The 18850-nt window shown below is 67.4% G+C and carries 10 protein-coding genes; 7 read left to right on the top strand and 3 right to left on the bottom strand.

What is annotated here, in order from left to right:
• Nucleotides 1-134: 134 nt before the first annotated feature.
• Complete coding sequence (locus AC3DE2_RS09060) at nt 135-3437, bottom strand: TIM-barrel domain-containing protein (protein WP_488426143.1); 3303 nt, start codon at nt 3435-3437, stop codon at nt 135-137.
• Between the two features lie 383 nt (nt 3438-3820).
• Between AC3DE2_RS09060 and AC3DE2_RS09065 the strand changes: the two genes are divergently transcribed.
• The 6 genes from AC3DE2_RS09065 (at nt 3821) to AC3DE2_RS09090 (ending at nt 11113) form a co-directional block, all read left to right on the top strand.
• Nucleotides 3821-4984: an SIS domain-containing protein gene (locus AC3DE2_RS09065; protein WP_295381310.1), complete on the top strand. Its 1164-nt coding sequence runs from the start codon at nt 3821-3823 to the stop codon at nt 4982-4984.
• Nucleotides 4985-4999: 15 nt separating this feature from the next.
• Complete coding sequence (locus tag AC3DE2_RS09070; RefSeq protein WP_488425923.1) at nt 5000-5923, top strand: ROK family protein; 924 nt, start codon at nt 5000-5002, stop codon at nt 5921-5923.
• Nucleotides 5924-5946: 23 nt separating this feature from the next.
• Nucleotides 5947-7281, top strand: coding sequence for a D-tagatose-bisphosphate aldolase, class II, non-catalytic subunit (locus AC3DE2_RS09075; RefSeq protein WP_488425925.1), 1335 nt, complete (start codon nt 5947-5949; stop codon nt 7279-7281).
• Between the two features lie 37 nt (nt 7282-7318).
• On the top strand, nt 7319-8095 hold the full coding sequence (locus AC3DE2_RS09080; protein ID WP_295381318.1) for a DeoR family transcriptional regulator: 777 nt from the start codon (nt 7319-7321) through the stop codon (nt 8093-8095).
• On the top strand, nt 8092-9213 hold the full coding sequence (locus tag AC3DE2_RS09085; protein ID WP_488425928.1) for an N-acetylglucosamine-6-phosphate deacetylase: 1122 nt from the start codon (nt 8092-8094) through the stop codon (nt 9211-9213). Before AC3DE2_RS09080 ends, AC3DE2_RS09085 begins: the two co-directional genes overlap by 4 nt.
• A gap of 85 nt (nt 9214-9298) precedes the next feature.
• Entirely contained in the window at nt 9299-11113 is a 1815-nt protein-coding gene (locus tag AC3DE2_RS09090; RefSeq protein ID WP_488425930.1) for an MFS transporter, read from the top strand.
• Nucleotides 11114-11625: 512 nt separating this feature from the next.
• On the opposite strand, the gene AC3DE2_RS09095 is transcribed toward AC3DE2_RS09090, so the two are convergent.
• Both AC3DE2_RS09095 and AC3DE2_RS09100 read right to left on the bottom strand, forming a co-directional pair.
• Entirely contained in the window at nt 11626-14184 is a 2559-nt protein-coding gene (locus tag AC3DE2_RS09095; protein ID WP_488425931.1) for a glycoside hydrolase family 3 protein, read from the bottom strand.
• A 105-nt stretch (nt 14185-14289) separates the two neighbouring features.
• Nucleotides 14290-17121 carry a TonB-dependent receptor gene (locus tag AC3DE2_RS09100; protein WP_488425933.1) on the bottom strand — a complete coding sequence of 944 codons (2832 nt, stop codon included), beginning with the start codon at nt 17119-17121 and terminating at the stop codon, nt 14290-14292.
• 207 nt (nt 17122-17328) lie between these two features.
• Between AC3DE2_RS09100 and AC3DE2_RS09105 the strand changes: the two genes are divergently transcribed.
• Entirely contained in the window at nt 17329-18777 is a 1449-nt protein-coding gene (locus tag AC3DE2_RS09105; RefSeq protein ID WP_488425935.1) for a glycoside hydrolase family 30 protein, read from the top strand.
• Nucleotides 18778-18850: the final 73 nt, after the last annotated feature.

Raw genomic sequence — 18850 nt, forward strand, 5'->3', positions numbered from 1 at the left:
TCCTCGTTTCGGGGGTGCAGCGCGCGGCGCTGCTGTGGTGGAAGGGCTTGCGTGAGGCAACAGCGGTCCCAGGCCACGGCCGGCGGGCCGCAGCAAAGGCGGGGGAGATGGCGTGAAACTTTTCTGGAGCGGGGTTACGGCGGGGAAATGGTGGCGATATCGCCCTCCTGTCCCATCAGGACAGCATTGGCCCAGTTGCCGCAGACCTGCGCCGGCCGCGCGCCCTGCGCGCCGAGGGTGCGCAGGCTGAGGCGGTGCAGGCCACGGATGTCGAGTTCGGGTTTGACCACGCCTGGCGCGCGCACCATCCCGCTGTCGTACAGCAGGCGGTCGTCGCCCCAGACCTGGAATTGCATGCCGCCTGCTTCCCGGCAGCTGTCATCGATGCCGAGGTCGGCGCGCAGCAGGCGCCAACCGCCCTTCAGTTCGATATCGATGCGGCTGTCCGCGCCCACGCCCAGCCCGCGGCGGAAATGCAGGCCGTTCATGCGCATTTCGACCTGGCCGCCGAATGCGCGGTCCCGCGCGATGCCGGCCGGCGGTTCGAGTTCGGACAGATAGCGCTGCTGCGCCGGACGCTCGGCGTCCTGGTGTTCCAGCACGCGGAAGGTGGACAGGGTGATCGGTCCGACTTCGCGCGGCTGCAGGGCATCGAACGCGCGCGCGGTGGCGCCCTGCGCGGCGGTCACCATCGGATCGCTGCCGGCGGCGCCATCGCCGTCGGGGTTCTGTGTGCTCAGCACGCGGAAACGCAACAGGCGGCCGGCACGCGGCGCGAAACTGATCGTCTGGGTGCCCTGCTCCAGCTTCAGGCGGCCACGGGCGATCGGTTCGCCCCATTCGCCGTTGCTGTCGGCCAGGTAGATTTCGTAATCGCGCACCTGGCCATGCTTCCAGTGCTGATCGGTGCGCGGCGCCAGCTCGACGCCGTCGATCAGCCGGCGCTCGCCGAAGCCCAGCGTCCACTCGTGCGCGCCGGTGCGCACGGCCTGGTTGCGCACGGTGCGGAACCAGGTCGCGGGATCATCGTCGAAGGCGTTCTCCAGCGGATGGCCGGGTTCCTCGGCGGGACGACCGACCACCAGCAGGCTGTCCGCCGGCAGCGCGCGACCCAGCTCCGGCGCGGCCGGGAACGCGTCGTCGGCCGGCGCCGCCGCGACCGGAATGTCCAGCCGGAACGCCAGCGCGCGACGGATGTCGGTGGACGCGCCGCGCACGTGCACGGTGCCCTGGCGCTCCTGCGCATCGAAGTACCAGCCTTCGGCGCCCGCGTCGAAGGCGGCGCGATCGGCCAGCACCGGCAGCGCGCGCCCGTCCAGTTCGACCGCGTTCGGCCTGGCGCGGCTCAGCACGCGCAGCGCGTAGCGGCGCTGCGGCAGCTGGCCGGCGTACTGGCCGCGCACCGGTTCGACGGCGACGCGCACTTCGCCGCTGCCCTGCGCCGGCGCCTGCATGCGGATGATCTGCTCGCTGAATTCGCCCTTGGCGTAGCGGCGCGTGTTGCCGTCATCCTCGTACAGGGTGTAGCTCGACTCGCCCTGCGGATACAGATCCAGGGTGAGTTCGTCCAACGGCTTCTCGCCGTCGAACAGCATGGCCGGATACATCGGCAGGATCGCGCCGGCGCGCACGAATACCGGCAGGGTCGCCAGTTCCACCTGGCGATCGATTTGCCGGCCCTGCGCGTCGGCCTGGATCTGGCGGCCGTCCCAATAGTCGATCCAGCGGCCCTGCGGCAGGTGGATGTCGCGGCGCCAGCCGCGGCTCGCGGCCTGGCTGCGGTACACCGGCGCGACCAGCAGTTCCCGGCCGAGCAGGAACTGGTACTTGTGCGCCTCGGTCCACGCCTGCGGGTCGGTGGGGTAATCCCACATCAGGCCGCGCACGATCGGCGCGCCGCTGGTTTCCGCATCGCGCGCCAGTCCGTACATGTACGGGGTCAACCGCATCTTCAGCTTGAGATAGTCGCGGTTGATGCTGCGGTAGGGTTCGTCGAACCACCACGGATGCTTGCGCGCGCCGGACGACCAGCCGGACATGCCCATCAGCACCGGCGTGAAGCTCTTCCACTGCAGATCGCGGGTGTAGGTCTCGGCGCTGCCGCCGAAGATCGCGTCGACGTCGCCGGTGGCATAGGCCATGCCGGACAGGCCCGAACCAATCAGGGTCGGGATGTGCCAGCGGATGTAATCCCAGCTGGCGCTCTGGTCGCCGGTCCAGGCCACCGCGTAACGCTGGATGCCCGCCCAGCCCATCACCGTCCACAGGAACGGACGCGAATCCGAGTTGTTGAGGATGCCGTCGTAGGCGGACTGGTTGGCGTCCATCGCGAACTGGTAGCCCTTGCCGGTCCAGGCCACGTCCAGTTTCTGCACGCGGCTGCCGGCCTTGCCGACTTCCCAGGCGATCTTGTCGACGCCGTTCTCGGTCCATAGGCCGGTCCTGAATCCGTAGCGCGCCAGGCCCTGCACGACCTTGGGCAGATCGGTGTAGCCGCAGCCATAGCCGTCGTTGGGCAGGATCCAGCCGCCGGGCATGTCATGTTCGCGGTACTTGCGCGCGACGCTGTCGATGACGTCCGGGGTGGTGCCGGTCGGACCATCGCTCCAGCCCTCGGGCACGGTGCCGGGCTTCTTCTTGTTGTCGCCATCGTTGTAGCAATCGGCGTCGCCGTAGGAGAGCGCCCAGCGCGGCAGCAGGCCGGGTCGACCGGTCAACGCGGTGTAGCGGTCCAGCAGTTCGTGCAGGCCGGCGCCGACGAAGTAATACGCGTCGAAGCGATCCTCGCGATGCAGCAGCGTCGCCTGGTCCGGCTGGCGCAGGTCGTAATTGCCGTCGCTCCAGGTGTTGCGCAACATGCCCCAGCCGCGCGAGCTCAGCAGCATCGGCGCGGGACTGGGGCGGTCGCCTTCCTCCCAGCCACCGGAGTAGGCGATTTCCAGTTCACGACCCTTGAACTCGAAACGTCCGTTCTGTTGCCCACCGCCGTAGAAATGTTCGCCGGCTTCGCTGGACAGCACCTGCACGCTCTGCTGCGCGTCCAGATCCAGCGGCTGCAGTTCGCGCCACAGTGGCGTGACCCGATCGCCGGCCACGCGTTCAAGCGACAGGCGCAACGGCTGGCGCTGGATATGCAGCACCAGCGCGGCGGTGCGGATGCGCGCTTCCTGCGCGTCTTCCTCGAAGCCGAACTCCACGTTGCCGCCCGCCTGCGGCAGCACGATCGGCGCGGCCTTGTCGCCGGCGGGCATCAGCCTGCCCTTGCGTCCGGCCTGCACGCGCAGGGTGTCGGCACGCAGCAGATCCACGCGCAACTTCGCGCCGCTGTCGGTGGTGATGTCCCAGCCGGGGGTGCCATCGCGGGACGGCGCGGCCTGCAACGTGCGCACGTTGCCGATGTTTTCGGCGACCGCGGGCGCGCTCGCGGCCAGCGCCAGCCAGGCGAGGGCGACGAACCGGTTGCAGCGATGCCAAACGCGGGTTTCCAACTTGCTCCCCAAGCCCGCCGGAGCGGGAGTACGAAACCATTGCGGCCGACTCTAGGGCAGCGTCTCGAAATATGTCAACAAATTGCAAAGAAAAAAGAAGGATATTTTCTTGATATCGAAAGTTGTTGCGAAGCAATACTTTCAGAACCCGCTATTCATTTTCGCAATGGCTCCTTCAGGACGCTTAACAGGTGGGCCCATTCGCTCCCGCATGGCGATTTCGATTCCCGAAAGTGGGAAAATGCCGATCACGTCAAACTTTCCAATATCTTTCGATATTTGACATTTCGAAAGAAAACACAGATCGTGCGCAGGCCCAACAGGAACGATGAATGGACGCTCCTCTGCTTTCCGACTTGTCCGCCTGGCAGCGCCTCGGCGGGCAACACACCGCCGAAGAAATCGCGCAGCAGCCCGCGTTATGGGATGCGCTGGCGGAAACCCTGGCGGACATGCAATCCGCCATCGACGCCTTCCTCGGCGACTGGCTGCGCCAGCCCGGCAACCGCGTGATCTTCACCGGCGCCGGCAGTTCCGGCTTCATCGCCGAAATGGTCGCCGACACCATCAACGCGCAATGGCCCGCGGAAGCGCGCGCCGTGCACACCACCAGCCTGCTGACCCATCCGGCGCTGTACCTGGAGCGCGAGCGGCCCACCCTGCTGGTGTCGTTCGGGCGCAGCGGTTCCAGCCCGGAAAGCATCGCCGCCGTCGATCTGGTGCGCGAACAGGTGGCGCTGAGCCGCTTCCTCGACATCACCTGCAATGGCGAAGGCGAGCTGGCACGCCGTGGTCGCGATCGCGACGACACCCTGACCCTGCTGATGCCGCCGGCCAGCTGTGATCGCGCCTTCGCGATGACCAGCAGCCTGACCTGCATGCAACTGGCGGCGCTGGCGGTGTTCGATCGCGCGCCCTGGGAACAGCGCCTGGAGCAGTTGCATACCGTCGCCGCGCTCGGCCGGCGCGCGCTGTCGGACTGGGAACAGGCAAGCACCTTCCTGGCCAATGGCAGCGGCACCCGCGTGATCTACCTGGGCAGCGGCCCGCTGGAAGGCCTCGCGCGCGAGTGCGCGCTCAAGCTGCTGGAGCTGACCGCCGGCCGCGTGCTCGCGCTGGCCAACACGCCGCTCGGTTTCCGCCACGGGCCCAAGTCCACCCTGGATGCCGGTACGCTGGTGGTCGTGCTGCGCAGCGCGCAGCCGGTGGCCCGTCGCTACGAACAGGACCTGCTGGACGAACTGCGCCGCGACGGCGTCGCCGGCCGGGTGATTTCGGTGGGACCGCGCGTCGACGGCGAACCCGCCGCGCCGGGCGACTTCACCCTCGCGGTGCCCGCGCTGCCGGATCCCTGGCTGGCGCCGGTGTGGCTGACGCTCGCCCAGCGATACGCCCTGCGCCGTTCGGCCGCGCTCGATCTGACCCCGGACAATCCCTTCCCCGACGGCACCGTCAACCGGGTCGTGCAGGGCGTGATCATCCATCGCCACGGCTGAAAGCGGGAACGCGCCATGCAGCTCGACTACGGCATCGACATCGGCGGCACCAAGATCGAACTGATCGCCTGCGACGCGACGCTCGAGGTGCGGCATCGCCAGCGCATCGATACGCCGCACGACTACGCGGCCTTCCTCGACGCGATCGTCGGCCTGATCCGCGGGACCGACGCCCTGCTCGGCCAGCCCGCCCGCGCGGTGGGCATCGGCCTGCCCGGCGTCGTCGATCGCGCCACCGGCCTGCAGCTCAGCGCCAACGTGCCTGCGCTGACCGGACGCACCGTCGGCCGCGATCTGCGGGAACGGCTGGGCCGGCCCCTGCGTTTCGGCAACGACCTGCAATGCTTCGCGTTGTCGGAAGCGCACGGCGGCGCGGCCGACGGCCAGCCGAGCATGTTCGGCGCCATCCTCGGCACCGGCGCGGGCGGCGGCTATTGCGTCGAAGGCCGGCTGGTGAGCGGCTACAACGGCATCGCCGGTGAATGGGGCCATTGGAGCGTCGCCGCGCACCTGCTGGCGAAGCACGGACTGCCGGTGATCGATTGCGCCTGTGGCCTGCGCGGCTGCGTGGAGCGCTACGTCTCCGGTGGCGGGCTGGCGATGATCCACCGCCATCTCGGCGGCGCCGACATCGATGCCGCGTCCCTCATCGCGCGCGCCGGCCAGGGCGATGCGCTCGCTATGCAGGCACTCGATGTGCATCGGGATCTGCTTGGCCACGCGCTGGCCAGCCTGATCCTGGCGGTGGACCCGCACGTGATCGTGCTCGGCGGCGGCCTGTCCAAGGACGAGCGCCTGTACCGCGAACTGCCGGCCGCCATCTCGGCCCACCTGTTCACCGGCGTGCGGGTGCCGCCGATCCTGCCGCCGGTGTTCGGCGACGCCGGCGGCGCGCGCGGCGCCGCACTGCTGGCGCGCCAGCACGATCCGATTTCCTGATTTCCTTCCCCGGAGGCTGTTCCGTGCCCGCTGTCCAATCCCTGATTGCCGCGCATCGCAAAGGCGAGAACGTCGGCCTGTACAGCATCTGCTCCAGCAACGAGCAGGTGCTGCTGGCATCGATGCAGGTGGCGCGGCGCTACGACACGGTGCTGTTGATCGAGGCGACCTCCAACCAGGTCGATCAGTTCGGCGGCTACACCGGCATGAATCCGGCCCGGTTCCGCGCCTACGTGGAAGCGCTGGCGCGACAGCAGGATTTTCCCGCCGAACGCCTGATCCTCGGTGGCGACCATCTGGGCCCGAACGCGTGGCAGAAGCTGCCGGCCGAACAGGCGATGGCGCATGCGCGCGATCTGATTGCCGCCTACGTCGCCGCCGGTTTCCACAAGATCCACCTGGATTGCAGCATGTCCTGCGCCGGTGACCCGCATCCGCTGCCGGACGAGATCGTCGCCGCCCGTTCGGCGGAACTGGCCCGCATCGCCGAACGCATCGCCGCCGAAGCCGGACTGCCGCCGCCGGTCTACGTGATCGGCACGGAAGTGCCGGTGCCGGGCGGCGAGGCCTCGCTGGAAAGCGGGGTGGCGGTGACCACGCCGGCGGCCGCGGCGCGCACGCTCGAAATCCACCGCCAGGCCTTCGCCGATCCCGACCTGGCGCCGGCCTGGGAGCGGGTGATCGCGATGGTGGTGCAGCCGGGCGTGGACTTCGATCACAGCCAGGTGCAGGGCTACGATCCGGCCGCCGCCACCGCGCTGTCGGATTTCGTCCAGACCCAGCCGCGCATCGTGTTCGAGGCGCATTCCACCGACTACCAGACCGAGGCGGCGCTGCACGCGCTGGTGCGGGATCACTTCGCCATCCTCAAGGTCGGCCCGGCCGCCACCTTCGCCTATCGCGAAGCGCTGTTCGCGCTGGCGGCCATCGAGGATGAACTGCTGCCGGACGCCGAACGCTCGCACCTGCCCGACGTGCTGGACCACTGCATGGTGGAAAATCCGAAGCACTGGCAGAACCACTACAGCGGCGACGATGCCGGGCTGCGCCTGCTGCGCCGCTACGCGCTCAGTGATCGCTGCCGCTACTACTGGGGCGAACCGGAGGTGCGCGCGGCGGTGGAAAGGCTGGTCGCCAACCTGCGCCGACACGTGCCGCCGATGATCCTGCTGAGCCAGTTCCTGCCCGAGCAGCAGCGCGCGATCGAGACCGGCACCCTCGGCACCGATCCGCTGGCGCTGATCCAGCACCGGATCGCCCTGCGGCTGGACGAGTACGCCCGTGCCTGCGCCCGCAACCAGGCCGGTCCGCGCACCGGAAACGAAACTTCCGCAGCCAACGCGCTTTCGGAACGGTAAGCTTCCGGTTCCGCTTACGAACGTCCACAGGTCCGCCATGCGCAACACCCGCCAACGCCGGCAACAGATCCTCCAGCTGCTGGTCCAGCACGGCAACGTGCAGGTCGCGGACCTGGTGGATCGCTTCGAGGTGTCGTCGGTGACCATCCGTGCCGACCTCACCCACATCGAATCGCAGGGCCTGGCCACCCGCAACCACGGCGGCGCCACCCTGGTGCGCACGCCGCCGACCGAGCAGGACATCCACGAGAAGGATGCGCTCAACCATCCGCTGAAGGAGTCCATCGGCACGCATGCCGCGCGCCTGGTCAAACCCGGCGACAACATCATCATCGACTCCGGCTCGACCACGATGACCCTGGCGCGGCACCTGCGCGACCACCGCGACGTCACCGTGATGACCAACGGGCTGAACATCGCCTGGGAACTGGCCAACGCGCCGGGCGTGGAACTGCTGCTGACCGGCGGGCTGCTGCGCAAGCAGTCGCTGTCGCTGCACGGCAGCCAGGCCGAGGCCAGCCTCAACACCTACAGCTTCGACACCGTGTTCCTGGGCGTGGACGGGCTGGATCTGCAGTTCGGGCTGACCACCCACCACGAGGCCGAAGCCAGCCTCAATCACCGCATGGTCGAGCGCGCGCGCCGCATCGTGGTGCTGACCGACGCCTCCAAGTTCGGACGGGTCAGCCTGCACCGCATCGCCCGCCTGGATCAGATCCACACCATCATCACCGACGACGGCATCAGCAACGACTACCGCGAGGGACTGCAGCGGCTGGGCATCGAGGTGATCATCGCCGAGCCACCACCATGACCGCGACACGCACGCTGCAGGGCCGCATCCTCACCGCCGACGGCTGGATGCGCGGAACCATCGGGTTCGACCAGCGCGTGCGTGCGCTCCATCCCGTGGCGGATGCCGGCAACGATGACCGAGGCACCGATGAGCCACTGATCCTGCCCGGCTTCGTCGACCTGCACGTGCACGGCGGCGACGGCGTGGACATCATGCAGGGCGGCGATGCCGCGCGCACCGTGGCGCGCGCACACGCGCGCCATGGCACCACGGCCATGCTGGGCACCACCATGACCGCGCACGAGGGCGACATCGTGCAGGCGCTGCAGGGCCTGGCGCCGGCCATCGCCGAACGCTCACCGGGCATGGCGCGGATGCTGGGCGTCCATCTGGAAGGCCCCTACATCAGCATCGAACGGCTGGGCGCGCAGCCGCCGCTGGTGGTCGAGGCCACGCTCGAACAGGTGCGCCGCCTGCACGCGCTGGCGCCGATCCGGGTGCTGACCCTGGCACCGGAAATCGGCGGGCACCAGGCGCTGATTCCGCAACTCGCCGCACTCGGCATCCGCGTGCAGCTGGGCCACAGCGCCGGCAGCTACGAGGACGGCGTGGCCGCGCTGGAAGCCGGCGCCGCCGGCTTCACCCATCTGTTCAACGGCATGACCGGCGTGGATCACTATCACCCGGGCATCGCCACCGCCGCGCTCGCGCACGCCGAGTACGCGGAACTGATTCCGGATCTGAAGCACGTGCATCCCGGCGCGATCCGCACCGCGCTGCGCGCGATTCCGCGCCTGTACTGCGTCACCGACGCCACCGCCGCCACCGGCATGCCCGACGGCGAATACGCGCTGGGTTCGCAGCGGGTGTTCAAGTGCCTGGGCTGCGTGCGCCTGGCGGCCGGTTCGCTGGCCGGCAGCGCGCTGACCATGGATCAGGCGCTGCGCAACCTGGTCTCGCTGGGACTGGATCTGGCCGACGCGTCGAATCGCCTTTCCCGCTATCCGGCCGACTATCTGGGCTTGTCCGATCGCGGTCGCGTGCAAGCCGGTGCGCACGCGGATCTGGTGGTACTGGACGCGCAATTGCAGGTACGACAGGTGTTCGTCGAAGGCGACGAGATTCCGCTGGCCTGATTCCCTCTCCGCTCCCCGCGCCGGTGCGTTCGCGCCCGGTGCTTCCCGCGCCCTGCGCGCACGCATCGACAGGACCGGTTTCCGAATGAACGACAGCTCCGCCACCCTGGCCACGTCCGCCCGCGATGCCTCGCCACGCTGGCAGGTGCGCTACCTGCTGTTCATCGCCGGCATGGGCGGCCTGCTTTATGGCATCGACATCGGCATCATCGCCGGCGCGCTGCCCTACCTGGAAGCCACCGCCACCGTCAGCTGGCACCTGACCAGCCAGCAACTCGGTTTCGTGGTGGCGGCGGTGCTGCTGGGCAGCGTGCTGTCCTCGCTGTTCGCCGGCGCCATCGCGGATCTGATCGGTCGGCGCGGCGCGATGTTCCTCGCCGGCCTGCTGTTCACCCTCAGCATTCCGATCATGGCGCTGGCCTCGGGCTATACGCCCCTGTTGCTGGGTCGCCTGCTGCAGGGCGTGAGCGGCGGGCTGATCGGCGTGGTGGTGCCGTTGTACCTGGCCGAGGTGCTCGCACCGGAACGGCGCGGACGCGGCGCGGCGATGTTCCAGCTGCTGCTGACCATCGGGCTGGTGCTGGCGGCGGTGATCGGGCTGTATCACGCGCACGCGGTGGACGCGGCGGAGGCCTCGGTGCGTGGACTGGCCGCCGCCGAACAGCAGCGCGTGCTGTTCGCGGCGAAGGATCACGCCTGGCGGACGATTTTCTGGAGCTGCCTGCTGCCCGGCATGGTATTCACCGCCGGCGTGCTGCTGCTCAGCGAGTCTCCCCGCTGGCTGGTGCGATGCGGACGGACCGAACGCGCACGCGACGCACTGCGCCGGACCGTTCCCGCCGGTGAAGTGGAAACGACACTGGCACGCATGCGGGCACCGGAAGAAGCACGGGGTGAGCACGAGCGCGATCGCCTGCTCAGCCGTCGCTACGTCTGGCCGTTCCTGCTGGCCTGCGCGGTGCTCGCCTTCACCCAGGCCACCGGCATCAATTCGGTGCTGGCCTATGCGGTCAACATCCTCAACCAGGCCGGCCTGCCCGGCGCGGTCGCCAATGGCGCCGATGTCGCCATCAAGGTGCTCAACGCGGTGATGACGGTGGTCGCGCTGGTGCTGGTGGATCGCAAGGGCCGCAAGTTCCTGCTGATGCTGGGCAGCGGCGGCATCGCGGTGGCGCTGCTGGCCGCGGCCTTGCTGTTCGTCCGCGCCGAGCGCAGCGAGCGTGACGTTTCGCCGCTGCTGCAATCGCAGGTCGCGGGCGACGCGCTGAGGCTGGAACTGGACACCGCGCAGTGGCGCCGCCTGGGTGTCGATGGCGGGAGTGGACCACAACAGCTGACCATCGCCTACGCCTATGGCGGCTTCAGCAACGTGCGTTCGCTGCGCAGCGATGCGGCCGGCGTACCCGAACTGATCCTGTTGCGCGACCAGACCGTGCAGGCCGACAGCGTCATCGGTGCGTTCTTCCGCCGCTTGCACCTGAATCCGTTCCCGGATCCCGCCGCGGCGATGCGGGCGCCGTTGGTGATCGAACGCGCCAGCATCGGACCGGTGCCGTCGCCCACGCATGGCTGGGCGGTCGCGGCCTGCATCCTGGTGTTTGTCGCGTTCTTCGCGGTCGGCCCCGGCGTCTGCGTGTGGCTGGCACTGTCGGAACTGATGCCCACCCGCATCCGCTCCAACGGCATGAGCATCGCCCTGCTGATCAACCAGTTCGTCTCCACCACCATCGCGGCGATCTTCCTGCCCACCGTCGGCCACTACGGCTACGCCAGCATGTTCTTCTTCTGGTCCGCCTGCACCGTACTGTATTTCCTGGTGGCGGCGTTCCTGCTGCCGGAGACGAAGGGGCGGACGCTGGAGCAGATTGAGGCGCATTTCCGGGGGGCCAGAAAACTCTAACCAACCGGCGCTGCATACCGGTCCACGCCGGCGCGCCATAACCAGCGCCCGTCATTCCAGCGCAAGCTGGAATCCATTTCCGCGCGATGCTTCAAGGCTCAGATCCATTCAACGCCACGGCCAATGGATCCCGGCGTTCGCCGGGATGACGAGGATGGGCGATGACGGGAAACAGGGATATTCAAGACCCCCCGTCGTCGTCATTCCAGCGCAAGCGGGAATCCATTTCCGCGCGATGCTTCAAGGCTCGGAGCCATTCAACGCCACGGCCAATGGATCCCGGCGTTCGCCGGGATGACGAGGACGGGCGATGACGGCGATGACGGGAAACAGGGATATTCAAGACCCCCCGTCGTCATCATTCCAGCGCGATGCTTCAGGACTCAGGGCCACTCAATGCCGCAGCGAATGGATCCCGGCCATCGCCGGCAATGACGATGGCGGACGGCAACGGAAATGGAACGGGGGACGATCCGAAGACATCTCCCGTTCCGCAAGGTCACACGCGGTGGCTATTTTCCGCACTTCACCGCATCGGCATCATCCGCCGCGCCGGCCATCACCTTGATGTTGGTGAAGGCGGCCGAGAACGGTGCATCGGCGTCGATTGCGAACGGCATGTCGATGCCGCCCAGGTTGGCGCCGCGATCGGCAAAGCAGGACAGCGGCACCTTCACGGTGTGCTTGTCACCGGGCTTGTAGCCGGCCAGCAGCGGCGCCAGATCGATGCCCTCGCCGCAGCCCTGGGTGCAGCCGAAGCGCAGGGTAACCTTGCCCTTGGGGGCCTGCGCGAGTTTCACGTCAAACAGCAGCACGCCCTTGTCCTGCGCAATCGAGGCCATGCTGGTGCCGCCCGCGCTGCGCGCATAGAAGCGTGCCGGCGCCAGCCAGGTGACTTCCTTGGCATCCTGCTGGGTGTTGACCTGGACCGTGCGCACGCGCAGCGCGGGTTTGTCCTGCGGCCATTCGATGGTCTGGTTGAGGTCCGCGCCGAGCGCGCGGTCCTGTCCCGCCGCCGACAGGTGCAGCGCGTACGGCCCGGCGTCGGCGAGGTTGAAGACCGCCACCGTGGTGGCTTCGCCGCAGGTCGCGGGCGCGGCTTCGGCCAGCTTGGCGACCTGACCGGGTTTTGCGTAGGACAGGCCATAGCCGAGTCCGAACTGCGCGGGCTTCTTCGGATCCGGATGGTTCGACGGCGCCGGGCAGGCATCGCCCGGCCACGGGAAGGTCAAGCGGCCACGGAAATCATGCACGGGTTTGCCATCCGCACCGGCGAACAGCACATCGGCCACGCCCTTGCCCTCGGTGCCCGGCAGCCAGGCGGCGATGAAGGCGCTCGACAGGTTGATCAGGTCGTTGGTGAACAGCGGACGTCCGGACAGGAATACCGTGACCACCGGCTTGCCGGTGGCCGCGGCGGATTTCAGCGCCGCCAGATCCTCCGGATGGCGCTGGCTGTGCGCGACGGTCTGGTACGGCAGGATGTCGCCCATCATCTCGGCATAGGGCGTCTCGCCGATCACCGCGATGACGGTGTCGAAGCTGGCCGGATCCACGCCCTCGGCCGATTCGCGGACGGTGACGTTGGCATCGCCCACCGCTTCGCGGATGCCGGCCAGCAGCGTGTCCGCGTTCGGATAATCGGCATTGCTGTTGTCGGTGCCCTGCCAGGTGAGCGACCAGCCACCGGCCTGGTTCGGCACGCTGTCGGCGTTCTTGCCGATCACCAGTACGCGCTGGTTGCGCTTGAGCGGCAGCGCGGCGTTCTCGTTCTTCAGCAGCACCAGCGACTCGCGCACCGCCTGTCGGGCCAGTTCGCGATGTCGCAGCGATTCGGGCTTGCCCGCATGCGGACTGTCGGACGGCTTGCGCTCGAACAGCCCGGCGCGCAGCTTGACCCGCAGGATGCGGGTCACCGCGTCGTCGATGCGGGCCAGCGGAATCTCGCCGCTCTCGACCTGCTGGATGGTGTTGGCGATGAACGCCTTCCAGTCGTCCGGCACCATGATCATGTCCATGCCGGCGTTGATCGACGCGGCGCAGCTGGCATTGCTGCATCCGGGCACCTGGCCGATGCCGTTCCAGTCGGACACGATGAAGCCGTCGAAGCCCATCTTGTCCTTCAGCGCGCCGGTCAGCAGATCCTTCGCGCCATGCATCTTGCCGTAGTCCTTGCCGGCGGCGACGTCGTTCCAGCTGTTGTACGAGGCCATCACCGTCTGCACGCCGGCTTCGATGGCGCCGTAGTACCCCTGGCCGTGGACATTGATCATGTCGCCCAGCGCCACGGTCGAATTGCCCTGGTCCTTGCCATTGTCGGTCGCGCCATCGCCGATGAAATGCTTGGCGGTGGCCACCACGTTGGCGTCGCCCTTCAGCGTGCCCTGCATGCCCTTGACGTAGGCGGCGCCGTATTCGCGGATCAGCGCCGGCTCCGAGGAATAGCTTTCGTAGGTGCGGCCCCAGCGCGCGTTCTGCGCGACGGCCACGGTCGGTGCGAATGCCCAGCCGATGCCGGTGGCGCGGGTGGATTGCGCGGTGGCCGCGCCGATCTTCTCGATCAGTGCCGGATCGTGCGCGGCGCCCAGACCGATGTTGTGCGGGAAGATGGTCGCGCCGAACACGTTGCTGTGACCGTGCACCGCGTCGGTGCCCCAGATGATCGGCACCGGCACCTTGGCGTCGGTCGACATCGACGCCGCATAGTAGGCGTCGGCCAGGGCCAGCCAGTCCTTCACGTCGGCATGCTTGTTCTTGGCCGGCCAGGAGCCGCCGCCATTGAGCACCGAACCGATGTAGTACTTGCGGACCTCCTCCGGCGTGATCGACTTGATCTCCGCCTGGGTCATCTGGCCAACCTTCTGGGCCAGGGTCATGGAGGCCAGGATTTCCTTGATACGCGCTTCCAGGGCCGGATCCTGCGCCACGGCGCTCTTCAGCCGCGGCCAGTCGGCGAGCTTCGCCGGTTCGGCGGGTTTCTGATCGGCGGCGGCCGGTCCCTGCTTGGCGCAGGCCGCCAGTCCCATCGCCAGGCAGACTCCGATCAGGAGTGCGATATCACGGATTTTCACGTCTTGTCCTCCGGACGGTTCAAAGAAAAAAACGGCGGATCGCTCCGCCGTGCACAGCATCGGCGGCCGACGGAACCTTTTCGGGCACCGCCGGCCGGATTTGCATCAGTTGAACTTGTAACTCACGCCCAACATGAACTGGCGACCGTACTCGTTGTACTCCAGCGGCTGGCTCGCGCCACCGCCGAACTCCGAATCCTGCACGGTACGGTAGGGCGAGTTGGTCAGGTTGTTGACCTGGAACAGGAACGACATGCCCGCCATGTTGCTGCCATCCGGGAACTCATAGCTGAGCTGCAGGTCGGTCTGGCGGTCCGCCAGGATCGTCGTGTAAGCACGCGAGAAGAACAGGTTGTAGATCTCGCCACGGAATTCCGAACGATAACGCTCGCTGACACGCGCGGAGAAGCCGTTCTTTTCGTAGTACAGGGTCAGGTTGGCGACGTCGCGCGACAGGCCTGGCAAGCGGTTGAGCGCCGCGACGGTCGAAGTGGTGTTGCCCGGATTGATGTCGCTCTCCGTGTAGGACGCACTGAACAGCGCGCCAAAGCCGTCCAGCGCCGGGGTGAACATGCCGAAGTCAATCGCCGTGCTCAGCTCGACGCCGCGTAGATAGCCGCCTTCCGCGTTCACCGGCGTGCTGAACTGGCCGATGTTGGAAACGGGCACGATGGTCGGATCCGGGTTCGTGTAACCGGTGAAGTCGTACTCGACCGTGTTGCTGCGGATGTAGTTGTCCAGGTTCTTGTAGAACAGGGCGAGGGCTACGTAGCTGGCGGGCCCGAAATACTTCTCCAGCGAGAGATCGGCCGCCTTGGCGCGCCACGGCTCCAGGTACGGGTTGCCGCCGCTGCCGCTCCACTGCCGCGTGGTCGGGGAAACGCTGGCGTTGGAAGCCGCCCGCATGTCATCGATGCGGCCGCGCGCGAGGGTCTTGGCGGCGCCGAAGCGCAGGAACCAGCCGTCTCCGAAGTCTGCGACCAGGTTCAGGCTGGGCAGCAGGTCATCGTAATCCGTGCCTGCTTCGACCGCGCCGAGATTGTTGACGCTGGCGACGTTGAAGCCACGCGAGGACTGATCGGTCTTGATGTACTGCACGCCTACGTTGCCGCGCAGGCGCACCCGCTCACCAAGATCCGTATCGATGTCCAGTTTGGCGTAGAAGGTCTTGACCTTCTCGGTCACCGAGAAGTCCTTCTGGAAGTCGTTCTGGTCCATCTGCAGGCCGATGTCGTAGTAGCGGCTCAGCGCTTCGTTGACGTCATACGACAACACGTGCGGAATGCCGACGAAACCCAGATTGGTGGGCGCGACCAGAACATCCCTGTCGAGCGTGATCGGGATGCGCCCGTTCTTCAGGTTCGCGTAGTAGACGTAGGAGGTCTTTTCCTTTTCGCGACGGCTGAAGTTGAAGCCCACATCCAGGCCGGTGAACGGGCCCGATTCGAAATCGCGACGCAGCTCGAAGCGGGCCGCCTTGATGGTGTCTTCCAGATGCGGCATCTCGATACGGCCATCACGGCCCCAGCCGGACGGATCGCTAAGCACCACGGAGGAGGGGTCGGCGTAGTTGCGTCCGAACGAGAAGCGGGCGAACTCCGAGCTCAACGGTGAACTGTAGGTCAACGTGTCCAGCACCGGGCTGATCACGCCGCCCGCACCCACGGTCTGCATGCCGGCATAGGTCTCGGCGATGCTCTGCTCGCGCTCCGTGGTGGAATAGCTCAGATCGGCCTGGGCGGTCCAGTTCTCCGCGAAGTGCCAGATATTCTTCCAGCCGGCCGAGAACATGTCGTCCTGGCGGCGGTTGTAATCGTTGCGGATGACCGGCTCGATGTTGGTCAGGTTGCCGCCGGTGACGATGTCCACGTTGCCCCGGCGGACAACGGACGGATTCGAGATCGTGACGCCGTTTCCGGTCCACGGATCCTGGCTCCACATGATGCCGCGCATCGTCTCCTTCTGGTCGAACTTGGAATAGTACAGGTCCAGGATGCTATGGAAGTTCTCGTTGGGCTTGTACTCGAACACACCCATCAGGCCATCGCGGATCTGGTCGCTGGAACGCGCCCAGGCTTCGGCGCCCATCAGCATTTCAGCGCCCGCGGGCTTGCCGGGAATGCCATCGGCCGGGAACCAATCCGCCGAGCCACCCCACCACCAGGCCTTGTAGTGCTTTTCCTGGAACGGCGAGTCCAGGTGCGCGTAACCCAGCGCGATGCCGATGGTGTTGTTGGCGAACTGGTCGATGTAGGACGCACTGAAACGGTTGCCCAGGCTGTTGCTGACACCCGAGTTCAGTCGGCCGAAAGAGTTCTTCTCGCCGCGCGCGTTGACCACGATCCGGCGTTCGCCGTATTCGAGCGGGCGGATGGTCTGCAGATCGACCGTACCGGATAGACCCTGGCCAATCAGCTTGGCGTCCGGAGTCTTGTATACGGTCACGGCGTTGATCAGCTCGGACGGGTATTGGTCGAACTCGACGCCACGGTTGTCACCGGTGGTGACCTGTTCACGGCCGTTGAGCAGCGTTGCCGCGAAGTCCGGCGCCAGGCCGCGGATGGCGATGACCTGGGCGCGACCATTGACGCGCTGCGCGGCCAGGCCCGGCAGACGGGCAATCGATTCGGCGATGCTCACGTCAGGCAGCTTGCCGATGTCCTCGGCGGAAATCGCCTCGACGATGGAGCTGGACTCGTTCTTGGTATCGATCGAGGTCGCGATGCTGCCGCGGATGCCGGTCACCTGCACCTTGTCGAGGGTGCTGATGTCCTGGTTCTGCTGCGTTTCCGCGGCCTGACCCTGCTGCGCATCCTGGGCATGGGCCGCGAACGTGGAAACCAGTGCCAATGCGCAGGCGGAGGCAAGCAGGTGCCTGCGGGGGGCGAAGCGACGTTGGACGCCGGTGGCGTCCGATGTGTGTGCGTGATGAGTCATGCGGCCCTCTCCAGCCAGTATTGACAGCGCTGTCATACTGTCGCCCAATGTGACTTGTCAACATGGCGTTACGCCTCCTGGCGACAATCGCCGCCATTGTTGACGCATGGCCTGCGGCACGCGGCGCGATCGCTGCAACGCAACATTGAAAGTGCGCGGATATCTGGCGCTTTTTTCGCCACCGCGAACCGAGGGAGAACTCCATTGATGAACATCATCCGCTGGCGCAAGCCGCTCACCACGTCCACCCTGTTCGCGACGCTGCTCGCCGGCGGCCTGGCCGGCGCCGCATACGCGGGACCGCGGGCACAGGTCTGGATCACCACGAGCGATCACCGGCAGGCGCTGCAGGCACAGGCGCCGGTGGCCTTCGGTGACGATTCGGCGCGGCGCCTGCACATCGAAGTCGATCCGGAGCAGCGTTACCAGCAGATGGTCGGCTTCGGCGCCTCGATCACCGATTCCTCCGCGTGGCTCATCCAGCACCGCATGTCGCCGGAACAACGCGACGCCCTGCTGCGCGAGTTGTTCGGCCGTGAGAACGGCGGACTGGGCCTGAGCTTCACCCGCCTGACCATCGGCGCCTCGGACTTCTCGCGCCACCACTACAGCCTGGACGATCCGCCGGGCAACCAGCCGGATCCGGACCTGGAGCATTTCAGCATCGAGCCCAATCGCGGCGACGTGGTGCCGGTGACCCGCGCCGCACTGGCCATCAATCCCCGACTCCAGGTGATGGCCTCGCCCTGGAGCGCGCCGGCCTGGATGAAATCGAACAACAGCCTGATCCAGGGCACCCTGCGCCCGGAGTACTACGACGCCTTCGCCCGCTATCTGCTCAAGTTCGTGGATGCCTATGCGGCCGAGGGCATTCCGATCTTCGCGCTCACTGTTCAGAACGAACCGGACTTCGAGCCCAAGGACTACCCCGGCATGCGCCTGAACGCGCCGGCACGCGCGCGCCTCATCGGTGATCACCTGGGGCCGCTGCTGGCGACCCGCAAGGACGCACCGCAGATCTTCGACTGGGACCACAACTGGGACAAGCCGCAGGAACCGCTGGGCGTGCTGAACGATCCGGCCGCGGGCAAGTACGTGTCGGCGATCGCCTGGCACTGCTATGGCGGCGAGGTCGAGGCGCAGACGCCGGTCCACGAGGCGTTTCCCGACAAGGATGCCTACCTCACCGAATGCTCCGGTGGCGACTGGGAGCCGATCATCAGCGGCGGCCTGACCCTGCAGGCACGCGAGCAGGTCATCGGCGCGACCCGCAACTGGGCGCGCGGCGTGCTGTTCTGGAACCTCGCGCTGGACCAGGACGGCGGTCCGCACGCGGGCGGCTGCGACACCTGCCGCGGGGTAGTGACCATCGATTCGGCGACCGGCGCGGTCAGCCGCACCGACGAGTACTACGCGCTGGCGCACGCCAGCCGCTTCGTCCGTCCGGGCGCGCGCCGCATCGCTTCCGAGGGCGAGGGCGGCGACCTGGACCACGTCGCGTTCCGCAACGAGGACGACGGGTCGCTGGTGCTGGTGGTGACCAACTCGAGCCGCCGCGCCCGCCGCCTTTCGGTCGGACAGGGCGAGCAGGTCCTGCGCTACACCCTGCCGGCGCGCAGCCTGGCGACGTTCGTGTGGACGCCGGAGGCGCCGTGACGCGGCGCGCAAGGCCGGCGCCGCGCGCTCTGGCAGAATGACGTCCTGGAAGAGGTGAAGGAACCCCAGCGCC

The sequence above is a fragment of the Pseudoxanthomonas sp. 68-E7 genome (assembly GCF_057773145.1).

Coding starts and splice junctions, on each gene's coding strand:
- AC3DE2_RS09070 (WP_488425923.1), top strand. CDS start 5,000: ATGCAGCTCGACTACGGCATCGACATCGGCGGCACCAAGATCGAACTG.
- AC3DE2_RS09080 (WP_295381318.1), top strand. CDS start 7,319: ATGCGCAACACCCGCCAACGCCGGCAACAGATCCTCCAGCTGCTGGTC.
- AC3DE2_RS09090 (WP_488425930.1), top strand. CDS start 9,299: ATGAACGACAGCTCCGCCACCCTGGCCACGTCCGCCCGCGATGCCTCG.
- AC3DE2_RS09065 (WP_295381310.1), top strand. CDS start 3,821: ATGGACGCTCCTCTGCTTTCCGACTTGTCCGCCTGGCAGCGCCTCGGC.
- AC3DE2_RS09105 (WP_488425935.1), top strand. CDS start 17,329: ATGAACATCATCCGCTGGCGCAAGCCGCTCACCACGTCCACCCTGTTC.
- AC3DE2_RS09100 (WP_488425933.1), bottom strand. CDS start 17,121: ATGACTCATCACGCACACACATCGGACGCCACCGGCGTCCAACGTCGC.
- AC3DE2_RS09085 (WP_488425928.1), top strand. CDS start 8,092: ATGACCGCGACACGCACGCTGCAGGGCCGCATCCTCACCGCCGACGGC.